The sequence below is a fragment of the Gluconobacter sp. P5E10 genome, assembly GCF_018812145.1.
In the GTDB taxonomy this organism is placed as follows: domain Bacteria; phylum Pseudomonadota; class Alphaproteobacteria; order Acetobacterales; family Acetobacteraceae; genus Gluconobacter; species Gluconobacter cerinus.
This window is the reverse complement of record NZ_JACRVZ010000002.1, coordinates 169,661-184,811: the sequence shown is the minus strand read 5'-3', so window position 1 is coordinate 184,811 and position 15,151 is coordinate 169,661. Positions and strand designations below refer to the sequence as shown.

Annotated in this window: 14 protein-coding genes and 3 tRNA genes; 8 read left to right on the top strand and 9 right to left on the bottom strand. The window is 56.5% G+C overall.

Annotation, left to right across the window (positions count from 1 at the left end; translation table 11 throughout):
• The first annotated feature begins 28 nt into the window (after positions 1-28).
• Positions 29-1,540 carry a globin-coupled sensor protein gene (locus KP707_RS04820; RefSeq protein ID WP_211502329.1) on the top strand — a complete coding sequence of 504 codons (1,512 nt, stop codon included), beginning with the start codon at positions 29-31 and terminating at the stop codon, positions 1,538-1,540.
• Between the two features lie 13 nt (positions 1,541-1,553).
• Here the strand turns inward: KP707_RS04820 and KP707_RS04815 are convergent, their stop codons facing one another.
• Genes KP707_RS04815 through KP707_RS04805 form a run of 3 tightly spaced genes read right to left on the bottom strand, consistent with a single transcriptional unit; the run spans position 1,554 to position 3,359 of the window.
• Positions 1,554-1,733, bottom strand: a complete 180-nt coding sequence (locus KP707_RS04815) for a Trm112 family protein (RefSeq protein ID WP_211502328.1) — start codon at positions 1,731-1,733, stop codon at positions 1,554-1,556.
• Positions 1,730-2,410 carry an LON peptidase substrate-binding domain-containing protein gene (locus tag KP707_RS04810; protein WP_046900671.1) on the bottom strand — a complete coding sequence of 227 codons (681 nt, stop codon included), beginning with the start codon at positions 2,408-2,410 and terminating at the stop codon, positions 1,730-1,732. The genes KP707_RS04815 and KP707_RS04810 overlap by 4 nt, the downstream gene beginning before the upstream one ends.
• 4 nt (positions 2,411-2,414) lie before the next feature.
• Entirely contained in the window at positions 2,415-3,359 is a 945-nt protein-coding gene (locus tag KP707_RS04805) for a co-chaperone YbbN (protein WP_211502516.1), read from the bottom strand.
• Positions 3,360-3,576: 217 nt separating this feature from the next.
• Here KP707_RS04805 and KP707_RS04800 point away from each other — a divergent pair.
• The 3 genes from KP707_RS04800 (at position 3,577) to KP707_RS04790 (ending at position 5,379) form a co-directional block, all read left to right on the top strand.
• Positions 3,577-3,651: transfer RNA gene (locus tag KP707_RS04800), tRNA-Gly, on the top strand.
• Between the two features lie 134 nt (positions 3,652-3,785).
• A tRNA-Gly gene (locus KP707_RS04795) sits at positions 3,786-3,860 on the top strand.
• A 151-nt stretch (positions 3,861-4,011) separates the two neighbouring features.
• Positions 4,012-5,379: an FAD/NAD(P)-binding protein gene (locus KP707_RS04790; protein WP_211502327.1), complete on the top strand. Its 1,368-nt coding sequence runs from the start codon at positions 4,012-4,014 to the stop codon at positions 5,377-5,379.
• A 47-nt stretch (positions 5,380-5,426) separates the two neighbouring features.
• Here the strand turns inward: KP707_RS04790 and KP707_RS04785 are convergent, their stop codons facing one another.
• The 4 genes from KP707_RS04785 to KP707_RS04770 all read right to left on the bottom strand — a co-directional run bounded on the left by KP707_RS04785 (position 5,427) and on the right by KP707_RS04770 (position 10,529).
• A complete protein-coding gene (locus KP707_RS04785; protein WP_086633471.1) occupies positions 5,427-6,959 on the bottom strand; it encodes a carbohydrate porin in 1,533 nt (510 codons plus the stop codon).
• 189 nt (positions 6,960-7,148) lie between these two features.
• Complete coding sequence (gene ppa / locus KP707_RS04780; RefSeq protein ID WP_046900674.1) at positions 7,149-7,670, bottom strand: inorganic diphosphatase; 522 nt, start codon at positions 7,668-7,670, stop codon at positions 7,149-7,151.
• Positions 7,671-7,873: 203 nt separating this feature from the next.
• Positions 7,874-8,275 (bottom strand): hypothetical protein, encoded by a 402-nt coding sequence (locus KP707_RS04775; protein WP_046900991.1) that lies wholly within the window; start codon positions 8,273-8,275, stop codon positions 7,874-7,876.
• A 115-nt stretch (positions 8,276-8,390) separates the two neighbouring features.
• Complete coding sequence (locus KP707_RS04770) at positions 8,391-10,529, bottom strand: FUSC family protein (protein ID WP_211502515.1); 2,139 nt, start codon at positions 10,527-10,529, stop codon at positions 8,391-8,393.
• A gap of 219 nt (positions 10,530-10,748) precedes the next feature.
• Between KP707_RS04770 and KP707_RS04765 the strand changes: the two genes are divergently transcribed.
• The 4 genes from KP707_RS04765 to KP707_RS04750 all read left to right on the top strand — a co-directional run bounded on the left by KP707_RS04765 (position 10,749) and on the right by KP707_RS04750 (position 13,591).
• Positions 10,749-10,822 (top strand) — tRNA-Ile (locus KP707_RS04765).
• A 76-nt stretch (positions 10,823-10,898) separates the two neighbouring features.
• Positions 10,899-12,578, top strand: a complete 1,680-nt coding sequence (gene ettA / locus KP707_RS04760; RefSeq protein WP_086633470.1) for an energy-dependent translational throttle protein EttA — start codon at positions 10,899-10,901, stop codon at positions 12,576-12,578.
• 74 nt (positions 12,579-12,652) lie between these two features.
• Positions 12,653-13,150: a GNAT family N-acetyltransferase gene (locus KP707_RS04755; RefSeq protein WP_046900676.1), complete on the top strand. Its 498-nt coding sequence runs from the start codon at positions 12,653-12,655 to the stop codon at positions 13,148-13,150.
• A gap of 84 nt (positions 13,151-13,234) precedes the next feature.
• Entirely contained in the window at positions 13,235-13,591 is a 357-nt protein-coding gene (locus KP707_RS04750; RefSeq protein ID WP_211506635.1) for a pilus assembly protein N-terminal domain-containing protein, read from the top strand.
• Positions 13,592-13,668: 77 nt separating this feature from the next.
• Here the strand turns inward: KP707_RS04750 and KP707_RS04745 are convergent, their stop codons facing one another.
• Both KP707_RS04745 and KP707_RS04740 read right to left on the bottom strand, forming a co-directional pair.
• On the bottom strand, positions 13,669-14,265 hold the full coding sequence (locus KP707_RS04745; RefSeq protein WP_099211669.1) for a phospholipid-binding protein MlaC: 597 nt from the start codon (positions 14,263-14,265) through the stop codon (positions 13,669-13,671).
• Between the two features lie 10 nt (positions 14,266-14,275).
• The gene (locus KP707_RS04740; protein ID WP_046900679.1) at positions 14,276-15,082 is read right to left on the bottom strand and encodes a VacJ family lipoprotein; all 807 of its coding nucleotides are present in this window, start codon (positions 15,080-15,082) and stop codon (positions 14,276-14,278) included.
• Positions 15,083-15,151 lie beyond the last annotated feature (69 nt).

Genomic DNA, 15,151 nt, shown 5'->3' with positions numbered 1-15,151 from the left:
GGCCGAGTTGACGTCTTGGAGACCAGAAATGACCGAGCAGGTCGCGGCAGATATGAAAGAGCGCCTTACCTTTTTGGGGATCGGAGCCAGTGAGAAGGCCCTGATAGCGCGAATTGGCCAGCAAGTCCGCCGGATTTTGCCTCCCGCGCTTGACCGGTTTTATCGCCGTGTGGACGAGACTCCAGCGCTTGCCCGTTTTTTCTCAAGCTCTGCCCATCAGAATTCAGCCCGCACACAGCAGGAAATGCACTGGAGCCGTATTCTCGAGGGTGATTTTGGCCCCGATTATGTCCAGAGTACGCGGGCGATCGGGAATACTCACGCCCGGATTGGCCTGGATCCACAGTGGTATATCGGCAGTTATGGACTACTGGTCGAAGGTATTGTCGCTGGCGTTATTCAAGACGCTTGGCCAAAGCAGAAACAAGGATTTCTTGGCAAGCTGTTCGGTAAGCGCCCATTAGGTCTAACCAGTCACGATGTTGCTGCGCGGGTAGGCGTTTTGGTGAAAGCCGCGTTTCTGGATATGGAGCTTGGCCTTCAGACATACACATTGAATTTGGATGGGCAGGAGCGTTCGCGCGCCGAGAAGGAGCGCACTGAAAGTCTGTCAGCACTTTCAGAAGCTCTTGCAGATTCGCTGGACCGCATGGCTGAGGGAGATCTTGTACAGGATATTGATCCGGAGCTCGCCAGTCAGGCAGCCCGGATGAGCGGAGCCTTTCAGCGTGCCTGTAGTGGGCTGGGGCGAATTGTGCAGGGTGTACGCTCTACGTCGGGCGTGGTGGAGCATCGCGCCCGAACACTCAGCAGCTCGTCCGAAGACATCGCGTGTCGTATCGCGGAGCAGGTCGATGCACTGGGGACAGTATCGCGTAACATCACGCAACTGACGACGTCCGTAAAGGAAGTGGCGGAAGAGGCGCGACAAGCAGATGAGACGGTTGAAGCCTGCTGTCAGGAGACAGGGCAAAGTACGGAAGTTGTCGCTCGGACAGTTGAAGCGATGGCCAAAATTTCGGAATCATCCACGCGGATTGTTCAGATTATTGGCGTTATCGATGAAATTGCCTTCCAGACAAATCTTCTGGCTTTAAACGCAGGCGTAGAGGCTGCGCATGCCGGGGATGCCGGGCGAGGTTTTGCCGTTGTTGCTCAGGAAATACGCGCGCTTTCCCAGAGATCCAAGACTGCAGCTTGCGAGATCAAGGAACTGATCAGCAGCAGTATGGAAGACGTGGAGCGTGGCGTGAAGATGGTCGATGAGACAGGGGCTGCACTCGGTAACATCAGTGCATCTGTGAATCGCCTGGGAGAAGCAGTGGGGCAGATTGCTTCAGGTGCAGAAGCTCAGGCGCAGCGGATTATGGATATCAACACCAGCACCACACAGCTTGAAGCTGTGACCAAAACCAACGCCGCGATCGTAAGGCAGATGAGCAACTCCAGTCAGGAGTTGGTTGGGGATGCTGCTCAGCTGATGAAGATCGTCATGAACTTCAAGGTTCAGAACGATCTTCCAGCACAGCATCAGCTCTGAAGAAAATCTTCAGTCAGAGCGAACGTGCTTCTTCCGGTAACATGATGGGAATGCCGTCCCGGATTGGGAATGCCAGCTTTGCGCGCGGGCTGATGAGTTCCTGCGTGTTACGGTCATAGGTGAGCGGCCCTTTGGTGAGGGGGCAGACCAGAAGAGACAGGAGGCGAGGGTCAAGTTCAGTATTCATGGTCATTCCATGCCTTTTGCCAGAAGATCCAGCAAGACCCCGGCGCGGTCATCCAGCGTGCTTGCTTCAAGAAGGGCCTGTTTCTGCTCAGAACTGAACGGAACAAGCATCGGCAGGATGACGAGCAGCATGTCATCATCCAGTTCATCAAGCAAAGACCAGTCGGTCTGGAGCTGATGTGCTGTCAGATAGCTTTTCAGACGGCTTAACAAGCGTGCCCGGTTAATCGGGGAGGGGTCGCTTTCCAGCAGATCCGAGAAGAAAGGGGAGGCATCGATGGTGCCTTCCCTCCAGCCACGCTGCGTCAAGCCTTCCATCAGCAATCTGAAGCGCGTGATGCCCAGAAGCGTGATGGAGAACGTGCCGTCAGAATATTCCGTAAAGCTGGTAATTCTGCCCAGTGTCCCGATGTTATGCAGGACCGGTAGAGGATCGGATTCGTCCTCTTCCTGAGGCTGAATCATCCCGATGAGGCGACGCCCCGCAAGCGCGTCCTCCAGCAAGGCGACATAGCGGGGTTCAAAGACCGTCAGAGGAAGATGCCCGCCAGGCAGGATCATGGCCCCGGAAAGTGGGAAAAGCCCGACCCGCGGTGGAATGTCCGCAAGAGTGAGGTCCGCAAGAGCTGGAACCCTGCGCGGGATATCATTCAGATCCAGAAAGGTGTCGGGCGTTTTCGTCATGGGATTACGAGAACAGGAGAGAAGAGAGCTTGCGACGCGCAGCAAGCGTTACAGGGTCCGTATGGCCCCACGCTTCGAAGAAACGAAGCAACTCGGTTTTGGCAGCACCTTCGTTCCAATCACGGTCCTGACGGATAATACCCAGCAGAACATCGGCAGCATCAGCGCGATTTCCCGCAGCATTGAGTGCCCCGGCCAGTTTGAACTGGATATCAAAGTCAGCCGGTGAAGCGGCGGCCTGTTGTCTGAGACTATCCAGTTCGGAAACTGCCGCTGCACCTTCTATTTTGAGGGCGAGTGCCGCACGTGCCCCTGTGATCTTAGGATGGTTATTAAGCTTGGCAGGGATCTGGCTGGACGCTTCTTCTGCGCCCTCTAGTTCATCGAGGGCCAGAAGCGCGCGGAGCATCCCGCCCCATGCTTCAGGGTTTTCAGGTTCTGCATCGAGAACCTGCGCGTAGAGGCCCACAGCTTCCGCAGCTTGGTTGTCTGCTAGCGCTGTCTTGGCTGCTGCCAGAATATCTGCTGCGGGCATTGTGCCGCCAGAAGCTTTCAAAAGCGATTCGACAAAATGACGAATTTCACTTTCTGGCTGTGCACCCTGGAAAAGATCCAGAACCTGGCCCTTCCAGAACGCGACAACAACGGGAATGGACTGAAGCGGAAGCCCCATCTGAGCCAGTTGAGCCGCAAGGGACTTGTTGGCCTCTACATCGACCTTGACCAGACGAACGCGTCCGTTGGCAGCATGGACGATCTTCTCCAGAACGGGCGTCAGCTGTTTACAGGGGCCGCACCAAGGGGCCCAGAAATCCACCAGAACCGGGATCTGCTGGCTGGCCTCAACAACATCCGCCATGAACGTCGTCTGATCTGCTTCGACGATGTATGCGGCCTTGCCTGAAGACGGGGACTGGCCAATCAGATGTTCGTCAAAAGTGCTGCTCATGGAATGGAAGCCATCCTGCTGGGAAAATCTAGTTCCGTTGAAGATCGGGCCTGATGGCTCTGTGTGCAAGGGCGCTTTCGTGGGAATGCTTTTCATCTCCCCAGAAGATCATGGCGCTTTCTTCACAAGAAACGGTACAGATTGAAAAATTGACTGGGAGGTCCATTTTCTCTCTTGCATGTCCCTGAAAGTTCAGTAATAACACCGCCCACGGAACGCGGGTGTAGCTCAGGGGTAGAGCACAACCTTGCCAAGGTTGGGGTCGTGGGTTCGAATCCCATCACCCGCTCCAGTTTGAAAAAGACGCCTTAGGGCGTCTTTTTTCGTTTCTGGCTCATAAATATTTCCTGATCAGGAAAATGCTTTTCCACTCGTCTTTCCTCTTGCGGATATTGCAAGTTTCCGCCATAAGCCGCCTCACGGAATGCGGGTGTAGCTCAGGGGTAGAGCACAACCTTGCCAAGGTTGGGGTCGTGGGTTCGAATCCCATCACCCGCTCCAGTTTGAAAAAGGCGCCTTAAGGCGCCTTTTTTCGTTTCTGGAACCTGCAGTGCCCCAAGGTGGCGTTCTGTTACGATAAAAAGCGCATGGTTGCAGAAAACGCAGCGATGATCAGGGCATTGTCCAGCCCCGAACAGAGTGATGCGCCTTCGTGGAAAATCCTGATCCATCCTGTCCGGTCATTGCCATTATCGGAAGTGGCGCCAGTGGAACGCTTCTCGCCTGGTATCTGCGCAAAGCAGGCTGTGCTGCGAGACTGATTGTTGTTGGAGATGCGCCAGAGCCGGGTCGAGGGCTGGCATATGGCACTCCCTGTCTCACACACTATCTGAATGTCTGTGCGTCCGGGATGAGCGCAGTTGTGGATGGCCCATCGCACTTTCTGGTGTGGGTACGAGACCATCATGATCCAGATATCAGCGCTTCAGATTTTGTGCCCAGAGCAATTTATGGCCGCTATCTGCAAAGTCTGTGGACAGAGGCTGCGCCAGAATACCATCAGGGCCATGTTCTTGCCTGCGACAAGGCGGATCAAGGGTGGAATCTTACACTCGCTGACGGTGCCTGTATTGCCGCGTCCTATGTCGTTCTCGCGACTGGAAATTTTTCGCCCGTCGTGTTGTCAGACCCGCGGCGTTTAGTGCCCGGATACTCTCCTTCCGCATGGCAGAATGATCTTTATACCCGCATTGGCCTTGATGATGACGTTGCTCTGATTGGAACCGGGCTGACAGCCGTTGATGTTCTGGTTCGTTTGAGACAGCAGGGGCACAGAGGCCAGATTACCGCTATTTCCCGGCATGGATGGTATCCGACCTCACATGCAGAGGCGCCTGCGGCGGGGGTGGATGATGTGTGGTTCGCCACGCCTCCGAGTGCGAGAGCTTATCTTGCTCTATTCCGGGCGTGTCTGCGTAAAGGTATTTCCTGGAGGAGCATGGTCAATGCTCTGCGGGCCCATACGAACGCGCTCTGGGGCCGACTGCCAGTAGAAGAAAAACGTCGCTTTGCGCGCCACCTTCAGCGGCGGTGGGACATCGTGCGGCATCGAATGGCGCCAGCACTTCGATCAGTGCTCGATCAGGAAACCGAAGCCGGGACGTTGAAAACCCTGAAAGGGCGCGTGGAGCAGGTCTCCGCGGTTTCAGGCGGGGTGCGTCTTAGCATTCAGGGAGCAGAACGGCTTCGTTGTCTCGACGTAGATCACGCGGTGAACTGTACGGGGCCAAGTCGTGATTATCGGACAGTCGGCTCAGCTTTGTTAACAGGATTAATCGAGACAGGGTCGGCAACACAAACCCCATTGGGTGGCCTGGTTTGTGATGACAGGGGCGCTTTGCAGGACGCTTCGGGCAGATGGAGCACGAGCCTGTATGCCATCGGCCCGATGCGCTGGGGGACTGTCTTCGAAACAACAGCCATACCCGAAATCCGTCAGCAGGCTGCTGATCTGGCGCATCATCTGGCTGCTCAGGTGCAGTCCTCGTCTCTCCAAAACAGTCTGGCCGACGAGGGCTGAGGACCAAAAGCGGCCAGTCACGATATCTGACTGGCCGCTGGGAAAGGTTAGAAGAACTGGATGTGGCTCTTGAAGCCGAGCATTGCCGCGTTATGCAGTGCAGCCTGGCCGCCGGGACGGAAGTAGTACTGGAAGTCCGGTGCGAAGGTGACGCCACGCATTACGTGGATACGGTAGTTCGCTTCAAGAACTTCGCCATAGTTCTGGATCCCGTAAGATCCGTTCATGAGTGACATCCCACGAGCAAGCTGAAGGCGCTGAGTATCGGACACGCTGCCTGCAACACGAACGTAGGTGAAGTTCACACCAATGCCGTCCAGCGGGCGAGCCTTCCAGAAGCCACTGTCCACAAACCCGATTTCATACTGCTGGGCACGTGTCTGGGTGCGGGGGCTGTTGGCGTAGAAGCCACCCAGCACGACAAGGCCTGCGTCCGGATTTCCGGGCGTATGATGGCGCCAGACCATCTGATCCGCCAGGAACCAGGCTGCCCAGGAGTAATTGACCGTGCGCTGCGCCAGACCTGAGATGACATACGGGTTCCCGTTGACATCATAGTAGTTGTCTTTGTGCGGTGCATTATCGATGGCGTAGCCGACCTTGTAGTGACCCGGCAGGTGGTCCTTGCCCACCAGCGGCTCCCAGCCAGCTTCCACTGGCACAGCTTCGCCATTGATGTCTGCGCCGTTGAGCTTGAAGCCCGTCCGGTACTGAACGTTGTTGTAGATGCCTGCCTGCGCAAAATACACGCCGGTCTGGATGTATGTGCTTTTTGTTGGGCGAACGCGGATACGGGCCGCCCACACGGCATCTGGGTAGGACGAATGGGTGGTGTTGTCAGACGATGCCTTCGGGTTACCGCAGAAGGCATTGTTCTGGAAGTTGCAGTACAGCGGGTTAGCGGAGAAGTCGTTCAGGAACGGAATACGTCCGGCAGCGACGTCAAAGTGACCGTTTCCAAGCGTCTCTTCACCATAAGCATAGACAAGGTGAACGACCACGTTGCCGCCGGCGCCATAGATTTCGGAGCTGGGGTTCAGGTTGTCACCGAACATGCGGCTGGCGGGAATACCGTAACGGCCGACAACGACGGCATGGGTTGAGAAGCCGCGGATACCAGCGAGCTTTTCCCAGTCGATATCGTTCTCAAGGCTGTACTGGCCTGCGTTGCTGCTACCCTGACGAAGCCCATAACCCGGTGTCGGCTTGGTGATGGCGCCCGTGTATTCGTTGGTGTTGTCCATCATGATCGCGATGCCGCGGTCACGAAGCCACTTGTTCCAGCCAAACGGGTTGGTCAGCAAGGCCTCAGGCTTGGGGAGCGGGGGTACCTGCTCCTTGTCGAACGACATGATTGTAAGCGGGGTGTTAACGCGAACACTCGGGTTTTCCGAGTTCTGGTCTGGCCAGTCCATAACCGTGATGGGCGCGAGAACGCGCACGGTCGTAACCTTGTCGCCAGCCTTTGACTGAACGACGGTCGTGACAGGTGCGGGAGCCTTGGTCGCGCCTTCAGCGGCGGCGATGGCGGGCGTAAAACAAACCGCACAGGCTGCGGCATAGAGATGCAGGCGAGACAAGTCTCTTATCCTCGGGTATCAGGTTGCGAGATCTTCGTAACACTTTTTCCGGGATAAAGAACAGAGATTATGAGATAAATTTCTAAAAAATCACGTTCATATGATATAGGCTCCGTTTTTCAGGAAAAAACAAAGCCTATACCAAGCGATGTAAACTATAATCCGTATAAAACGGATCACAACATCGTATTATTTGGCTGCTGCGAGTGCTGCCTCGATGACTTTACCAGCCTCTTCCTTGCCAGCCCAGCCTGTTACCTTAACCCATTTGTTGGGTTCAAGATCCTTGTAGCGCTCAAAAAAGTGCTCAATCGCCTTGCGTGTGATCTCTGGCAGGTCGTCGATGGACTTCACGTCCGTGAACTGCGGGTGGATCTTGTCGTGCGGGACGCAGATGATTTTCTCATCCTGGCCGCTCTCATCTTCCATCTTCAGCATGCCGATTGGACGTGCACGGATCACGGCGCCAGGGACGACGGCTGCCGGAGCCAGAACGAGGGCATCAGCCGGGTCACCGTCAGCAGCGAGGGTGCCAGGAATGAAGCCGTAAGCTGCCGGATAGGCCATCGGCGTGAACAGGAAACGGTCCACGAAGATCGCGCCGCTATCCTTGTCCACTTCGTACTTGACCTGAGAGCCCTGCGGGATCTCGATAACTACATTAATGTCGTTCGGCACGTCTTTGCCGGGCGAGATCTTGGAAACGTCCATGATGTTCACGTCCTGAACTGGTTTTAAGACGGCGGAACCTTAGCTGTCCTGCGCCTTTCTGCCCAGAGCGGAAGCAAAAACATGATGGGGAGCTAATGCGTTAGGTGCGGGGTTGAGGGCGCTCGCCAGATCGCCAGAAACGCAAAACGCCCCAGCACAGGGCTGGAGCGTTCGTAGAAGCCGATAAACTCGGAAAGTCAGGGTCAGAGAAGCGGCTGTGCGGCCTTCAGGGCATTGTGGCAGGCTGCACGACGGTCATCTTCGTTGGTGTAGGCCACCAGATAATAGCGCTTGCCGTTGCTGTTGAAGAAGCCAGCGGTGCCAAGAGCATAGTCTTCATTGCCAACCGTCTGTTCGGTGGCCTTGTACTTTTCGCTCAGGCCATAGAGAGCCGGGTTGCCTTCATCATAAGAGAGATACTGCAGTTCGACGCAGTAGTTCATGATGCCTGCAAGATTGGCAGGAGAGACGCCCGTGAAATCTTTGCCAGGCGTGCCCTGAACGGCAGCAGGAGGCGGTGGCGACTGTTCCTGGGCCATAGCAGCCGTGGACATCACGCCGAGGCCAAGAGCTAGGCCGAGAGCGGGCACGATACGACGAAACATGACGGTATCCTTTCTGAAGACCCTGTCTTCCCGCGGCACTCCGCGGTTGAAACGGAACATTTCCCCCCTTTTCGTGAAAAGAAAAGTCTATTTCAGAACATTTCTTCGTGAGCACTCACACGGGAGGGTCGAGATAGGGGCTCTTTGTGTCAAAGAATATCTTGTTGGTGTTCAGTTCCGTTGCAATGACGTCCAGAGCCGTCAGGGCAGCGATCAGTACAAAGCGCTGACGAGGGCGCGATTCGGTTGTCTCACAGTCTCGCAGTCTCTGAATGGCAAGGAGCGTGGCGCGCAGCGTTCGCCCATAATGCCCGTGATAACGCCCACTGAAATGGCTCATCCGTGCCAGCACCAGCTCAAGAGCCTGATGCGCGCGGGGATTGAGAGACGCATCATGGTTGATAGCGCGAAGTCGAAGCAGGTTCAGCATGACGCGCATCGCTGAAAGAATCCCCGCCAGATAGGCATGAACCACGGGAGAAGGTGTATTCCCCGAATTGGTCATCAGCCGGACGAAGCGATCCACGTTGCGTGAGACCACTGTATCAAGTGTGGCGTTCGTTTTCCCTTCTGCAATGTGATGCAGGTCCTGAAGGATGTGTTCGCGCATGGTCCAGCGTTGGTGCGCTGGGTCATAAGGCAGGAAAACACGGTACATCCATGATGTATAAAGCAGGCCCAGAACGAGCGGCATGGCCGTATTGAAATAAACGATTTCATCCGTTCGGCCCTGATTGGACGGGCCTAGAAGGATGGGCAGGAACAGGTTGTAAGAGACGGCCGGAAGCGTCAGTGGCGGATAGGCAAAGGCCAGTCCGCCCAGCATCATGGCAACGCCAGACCACATTCCGAGCATTTCGAATGTTGTGGGTTTTCCCAGCAAGAGCAGATCGAGCACGCCCCCAGCCAAAACGGCACAGCAGGCGCCATGCAAAAAGGCCTGTGTGGCGAGGGCCGGGCGCTCCAGCGTCGAGAACAGGCTGCATGCAATCGCGACAAACATGATGAATGTCAGGCCGCTGGGCCACGCTGTTGCAATCCAGATTACGCCTGCCCCGAAGACAGTCACCGATGAGCGGAGGCTGTTAACGATGGCTTGCCGCCAGTCCCGGTAGGAGCGGATAGGCTCATGGAAATGATCGTGAGGCTGAGGATTACGGCTGGCTTCGAACTGTCGCAGGGCCATTCTCAACGCATCAATAAGTTCGACCAGAGACTGCTGCAACATGCCATGGCGAAGCATGGCAGCGCGGTCTTCTGCTTTGGGAAGAACAGTATCGAAATCTTCTACGACCCGGCGTCGGCAGTCCCGCCTGATGTCTCGCAGGTCGCTCAAAATTGTGTCCATGTTCTCGGTGCTTTCCAGCCTCGCGGGCAAGGCGAGAAACATGTGCTGGATCGTTTTGGCCTGTTCGAGGAACGCGTCATCCTGACTGAGGGGAAGACGCATCAGCGTGGCAAGGTCCATGGCCCGCGCCAGGAGAACAGCGATGTTGGCCAGCGCGGCGCGCGTATGATCGCCCGCATGGTCCTGTCGTCCCAGCTCGACCTCAGCGAATTCAACCTGATCCCCCAAAGTGGTGATCCGGGTGAAGACAGATTGCATGGTCTCCAGAGCATCAGTCTTGCCCGCAAGGATGTCTGCGATGGTCGAAAGTGCTGGCTTTAAAGTGTCTTCAAATGTGCTGGTAAGTTGTTGGCGTGTTCGTTTCGTGAGGCCGAGCTGGAACAGTCCGGAAATCGATGCTTCCAGAACAATGCCCAGCACAATGTATGTGGCGCGTGAACTGGCAATTTCGAAAATGTGGTGCGGGTCAGCGATCCCATCGAGGGAGACAATGGCGTAGGTGAAGCCCGTCGCCCGCATACCGTGAATACGGTAATTGGTCATGGAAGCCGGCCCAGGCATGAACGTGCCAATCAGGCAGAACAGCCCGATGCCTGCGGCCAGAAGCAGAATGAACATCAAGGGCGCCTGAGGGCAGACCGCGACGAGGATCACGCCGCAGATCACGCCCAGCACCATGCCGAACAGATGCCACTTCGCCTTTGCCAGACTGCGCCCACGTGTGCCCTGCGCGACCATCCATACGGTCAGGGCTGCCCATTGAGGGCTACCAAGCTCCATCTTCAGGGCAATCCCCAGCGCGAGCAGGGACGTCAGAGTAGTTCGGAGAGCGTAGCCGGCCATGAGCGGGTCCGGGCTGTATAGCCAGCGGAATTTTTGCAGAAAAGCTGTCGCGCTTGCCTGCATCACCGAATGTGCGGCGTTGTGATGTGTTTCAATGAGCGTCCAGCCACGTCTTCCCCCAGAATAATGAAAACCGGTAGGTGCCTTCTCGAAACGGCGGCAATGGCCTTCTGAGGCCAGTCGGGGACGGGAGGCGTTTTGACACATAATGCAAAAAAAGACATTTCACCATGTCAGCCCTTGCAAAAATGCGTCAGGTGAGCGATTTCGTGCAGCTACCGCGCGCCTGTAGCTCAATTGGTTAGAGCCGGCCGCTCATAACGGCTTGGTTGGGGGTTCGAGTCCCTCCGGGCGCACGGTGCTCTATTTTGTCTGGCGAGCCTGTCTGCCGCCGCTCATTCCGCACTCCACCACCGAACAGGAGACCTCATCATGGCCGCCTACCAGTACGTCTACGTCATGAAGGATCTTACGAAGGCCTATCCGGGTGGACGTGAGGTCTTTAAGGGCATCACCCTTTCCTTCCTGCCCGGTGTGAAGATCGGTGTTCTCGGCGTCAACGGCGCGGGTAAGTCCACGCTGCTCAAGGTGATGGCCGGGATCGACAAGGAATTCGGCGGTGAAGCCTGGGCGGCTGACGGCGTCAAGATCGGCTACCTCGAGCAGGAGCCGCAGCTTGATGAAAAGCTGACGGTTGGTGAGAACGTCGCTCTCGGTTTTGGTGAACTCAAGCGCGCACTCGATCGCTTCAACGAAATTTCCATGCTGTTCGCTGAGCCCATGTCCGATGAGGAGATGACCAATCTTCTCTCAGAACAGGCCGAGCTTCAGGAAATCATCGATGCCGGTGACGGCTGGGAGCTGGATCGCAAGCTGGAGATCGCTCTCGACGCGCTGCGCTGCCCGCCAGCAGACAGCCCGGTCGACAAGCTTTCCGGTGGTGAGCGTCGCCGCGTTGCGCTGTGCCGCCTGCTGCTCGAAAAGCCTGACATTCTGCTGCTCGATGAGCCAACCAACCATCTTGATGCCGAGAGCGTCAGCTGGCTCGAAAAGACGCTGCGTGATTATCAGGGCACCGTCATGGTCATCACCCATGACCGTTACTTCCTCGATAACGTCACGAACTGGATTCTGGAGCTCGAGCGTGGCCGTGGCTATCCGTTCGAAGGCAACTACTCGTCCTGGCTGACCCAGAAGCGCAAGCGTCTGGCCCAGGAAGAGAAGGAAGAAAGCTCCCGCCAGCGCGCTCTTGCTGCCGAGCAGGACTGGATCAACAGCTCACCGAAGGCCCGTCAGGCCAAGAGCCAGGCTCGTATTACCAAATACGAAGAGATGCTGGCAGCCAACTCCGAGAAGGTTGGTGGCACGGCGGACATCGTTATTACGCCGGGTCCGCGCCTTGGCGGTACGGTGATCGAGGCCGAGAATCTGACGAAGGGCTTTGGCGATCGTCTGCTGATCGATGGCCTGAACTTCAAGCTCCCGCCTGGTGGCATCGTGGGTGTGATCGGTCCGAACGGTGCGGGTAAGTCCACGCTGTTCAAGATGATCACCGGTCAGGACACGCCGGATGGTGGCTCTCTGAAGGTCGGCGAGACGGTGAAGCTCGGCTATGTCGATCAGTCCCGCGACACGCTGGATGGTAATAAGACCGTCTGGGAAGAGATTTCCGGCGGTACGGACGTTATTCAGCTTGGCAAGCGGACGGTTCCGTCCCGCGCATATGTCGGGGCGTTCAACTTCAAGGGCTCTGACCAGCAGAAGCGCGTTGGCATCCTGTCGGGCGGTGAGCGTAACCGCGTTCATCTTGCCAAGATGCTCAAGGAAGACAGCAACGTTCTGCTGCTCGATGAGCCGACCAACGATCTTGACGTTGATACGCTGCGTGCCCTCGAAGATGCTCTGGCAGACTTCGCTGGCTGCGCCGTGGTCATCTCCCATGATCGCTGGTTCCTTGACCGTCTGGCCACGCATATTCTGGCTTTCGAAGGCGACAGCCATGTCGAGTGGTTCGAAGGTAACTTCCAGGACTATGAAGAAGACAAGCGCCGCCGTCTGGGTCCGGATGCGACTGAGCCAAGCCGCATCAAATATCGTCCGCTGGCCCGCTAAGACGGACCGTTCCTTTTGCACGTCACCGGGGTAGGCTATTCTGCCCCGGTTTCTGACGGTTTGAGGAGGCCCGGTTGTTAGGGCGAGAACTCCGTACAGCACGTCTCGTCCTCACTCCGGTCAACTGGCCGGACCTTGAGGACATGATCGCCCTGAAGGCTGATGCTGGTGCCTTTGGTCGTATGCTTGGTGGTGTGCGCAGCCGGACCGAAGCAGAGCAGGATATGGCTGAAGACGTCGCCTTCTGGGCTCGCCGCCGTATCGGTATTTTTGCCATCCGTGAAAATGGCCGCTTCGTCGGCATGACGGGCGTGCATGAACGCCCCGATGGGCGCGGCCTCGGCCTCAGATTCTCTATTTTTCCGTGGGCTGCTGGCCGGGGACTTGCTCGTGAAGCTGCAGGTGCAGCGATCCGGTATGTCCTTGATGAGGGGGAGCCTCGGATCGTAGCCGTTGCCCGTGAAGATAATCTTGCGTCCCGTATGGTGCTGGGAAGTATCGGCATGCGTCATATCGATACTTTCAAGCGGGATGGCGATACGATGTTCCTCTACGAAATTGCTCCTGCCTGAAAAGGTGCAGAAAGCAGGGAATTTTCCTTTCGCTTTTAGGTGCTGGCGTTTGAATTAAGGCGACGCGGTCGTCGAGGAATAAATATGGTCTATTTTCTGAAAAACATACGAACAGCAGGTCTTGTTGTGCTGGCCTTGGGCATGGCCTCTCTATCGGCCGCTCGGGCCGCAGACCCCAAACCTGCTGAGTCGGCGGTTGGTGGTATGCGCATCATTGAGCATACGCTCGTTATGACGTTGGGAGGAACGGAGATCGTAGCTCTTCCTCCTAACCTGCAGACGGCGTCTATCAGCCTGCCTGCAATTGTGCATATCAATCTCGTGTCCCAGAAAGTGGCGGAAATTCTGGCCCATCAGGAAGGCCGGACAGATGTGCTGTTCACCGGGAAAGACACAATCTATCGGTTCCACATCACCGTGCAGCACGTCGCCCCGCGATAAAGGCTTGTAGTGTAGAACCAAAAAAGGCCTCCCGTTCAGGAGGCCTTTTTCAGAGTGTTAGCTTCGATGTGCAGCACTCAGTGGTGATTGCTGAGCTGACGCTCCAAAGCGGAGTTCAGAGCACCAACATCGCCACCGTGGCGAGCCAGATAGGAGCTATAATCGCCGCGCTGATTCATGCGCAGGCTGGCACCTTCACCATACATGTCCACGACCTTCGGTGGGTTTCCACCGATGATGAGCTGCATGTTGACCTCTGGCTGGCCCGGACGGTCAATCAGTGCATTGACCCGTTCGCCATCCGGCGTTGAGCTGGTGCCGGTAACCCGGAAGCTTACGCCCTGATAGTTACCGATCTGATCCGTGATCGTGTTGACCAGAACCTGATCGAAAAGCTGCAGGTACTTCTGCTGTTGAGCAGGAGTAGCGGTGCGCCAGTAGCGGCCGAGGCAGTAGCGGGCAATGCCCTGAATATCCACATTGGACTGAAGAAGCGGAAGGACTTCGCGCTTCTTTTCACCCAGTGGCTTGCCGGAATTAACGATGCTGACCAGCTGGCCACCAAAGGAATTCACGAAATCTGTTGCCGGATTGGCATGAGCGACGCCAGCCCCGAAAGTGAGGGCTGCAGCAAAAGCACCAAGAAGGGCCCGGCGCGAAAAGGCTTTAAGCATGCGTTTGTCCTCAGTTGTACCAGTCTGGGGTGGTGGCGCGGTGATCGTTCGTCATAGCGTCAATCTGGCTCTGGCGGTTCTGCTGCCAGGCACTACGGACGTAGGAGTACGGATCAAGGCTGTCCTGCTCCAGATGGTCGATCTGATCCACACTGTTGGCAAAGCCATCAACCGTTCCAAGAATATTGTAGGCCCAGTTGAATGTCAGCAGACCATAACCTCTTGGCACATAATTGATCGGGGTCAGAGCCTGCCCGATCCCATAGCCGATACCATCGCGGAAGTTGCTGGGGCCGACAAACGGAATGAAGAGGTATGGGCCGCTCTTCACGCCCCATGTTCCCATCGTCATCCCCGGGTCAGTCTCATGCTGTTTGTAACCGACCAGACTGGCAACATCGAAGAAACCCGCCACTCCCGCACTCATGTTGATCGTGAAGCGCATGAACGAGTCACCCGCACGACGGGGCTTTCCAGCCCCAACATCAGAGAAGAACACCGCAGGCTCACGCCAGGTTTCATTGATGTTGGAAATACTGTGCCGAACCGGCTTCGGAACAGCCCAGATCCAGGCCTTGGCCACGGGACGCAGGGCCACGTGATAAGCCCACATCTGGACGTTATACATCTTCCGGTTCAGCGGCTCATACGGATCGTTGGCAGCCTTGTAATCAGCAAGGTCGTCCGGATCTTTCGGCGGGGGATTATGCAGGGAGCCACAGGCCCCCAGCGTCAGCAGTGCCAAAACGCCTGCAATGGCTCTGCCACGACGCGAGCGCGTCGCCCTGATACCGATTCTGTCCTGCCGAGAGTCCATAACCATTCCTCAAAAACCCCACTCCGCGGGCGTGCTCACAAAGACTTCATCTGAAAACGGAAATTTTCG

What these genes read in the sequence shown, in the direction of transcription:
- ppa (WP_046900674.1), bottom strand. Translation starts at nt 7,670, where the DNA reads ATGGACGTTTCCAAGATCTCGCCCGGCAAAGACGTGCCGAACGACATT.
- KP707_RS04775 (WP_046900991.1), bottom strand. Translation starts at nt 8,275, where the DNA reads ATGTTTCGTCGTATCGTGCCCGCTCTCGGCCTAGCTCTTGGCCTCGGC.
- KP707_RS04820 (WP_211502329.1), top strand. Translation starts at nt 29, where the DNA reads ATGACCGAGCAGGTCGCGGCAGATATGAAAGAGCGCCTTACCTTTTTG.
- KP707_RS04740 (WP_046900679.1), bottom strand. Translation starts at nt 15,082, where the DNA reads ATGGACTCTCGGCAGGACAGAATCGGTATCAGGGCGACGCGCTCGCGT.
- KP707_RS04815 (WP_211502328.1), bottom strand. Translation starts at nt 1,733, where the DNA reads ATGACCATGAATACTGAACTTGACCCTCGCCTCCTGTCTCTTCTGGTC.
- KP707_RS04745 (WP_099211669.1), bottom strand. Translation starts at nt 14,265, where the DNA reads ATGCTTAAAGCCTTTTCGCGCCGGGCCCTTCTTGGTGCTTTTGCTGCA.
- KP707_RS04750 (WP_211506635.1), top strand. Translation starts at nt 13,235, where the DNA reads ATGGTCTATTTTCTGAAAAACATACGAACAGCAGGTCTTGTTGTGCTG.
- KP707_RS04770 (WP_211502515.1), bottom strand. Translation starts at nt 10,529, where the DNA reads ATGCAGGCAAGCGCGACAGCTTTTCTGCAAAAATTCCGCTGGCTATAC.
- KP707_RS04805 (WP_211502516.1), bottom strand. Translation starts at nt 3,359, where the DNA reads ATGAGCAGCACTTTTGACGAACATCTGATTGGCCAGTCCCCGTCTTCA.
- KP707_RS04810 (WP_046900671.1), bottom strand. Translation starts at nt 2,410, where the DNA reads ATGACGAAAACGCCCGACACCTTTCTGGATCTGAATGATATCCCGCGC.
- ettA (WP_086633470.1), top strand. Translation starts at nt 10,899, where the DNA reads ATGGCCGCCTACCAGTACGTCTACGTCATGAAGGATCTTACGAAGGCC.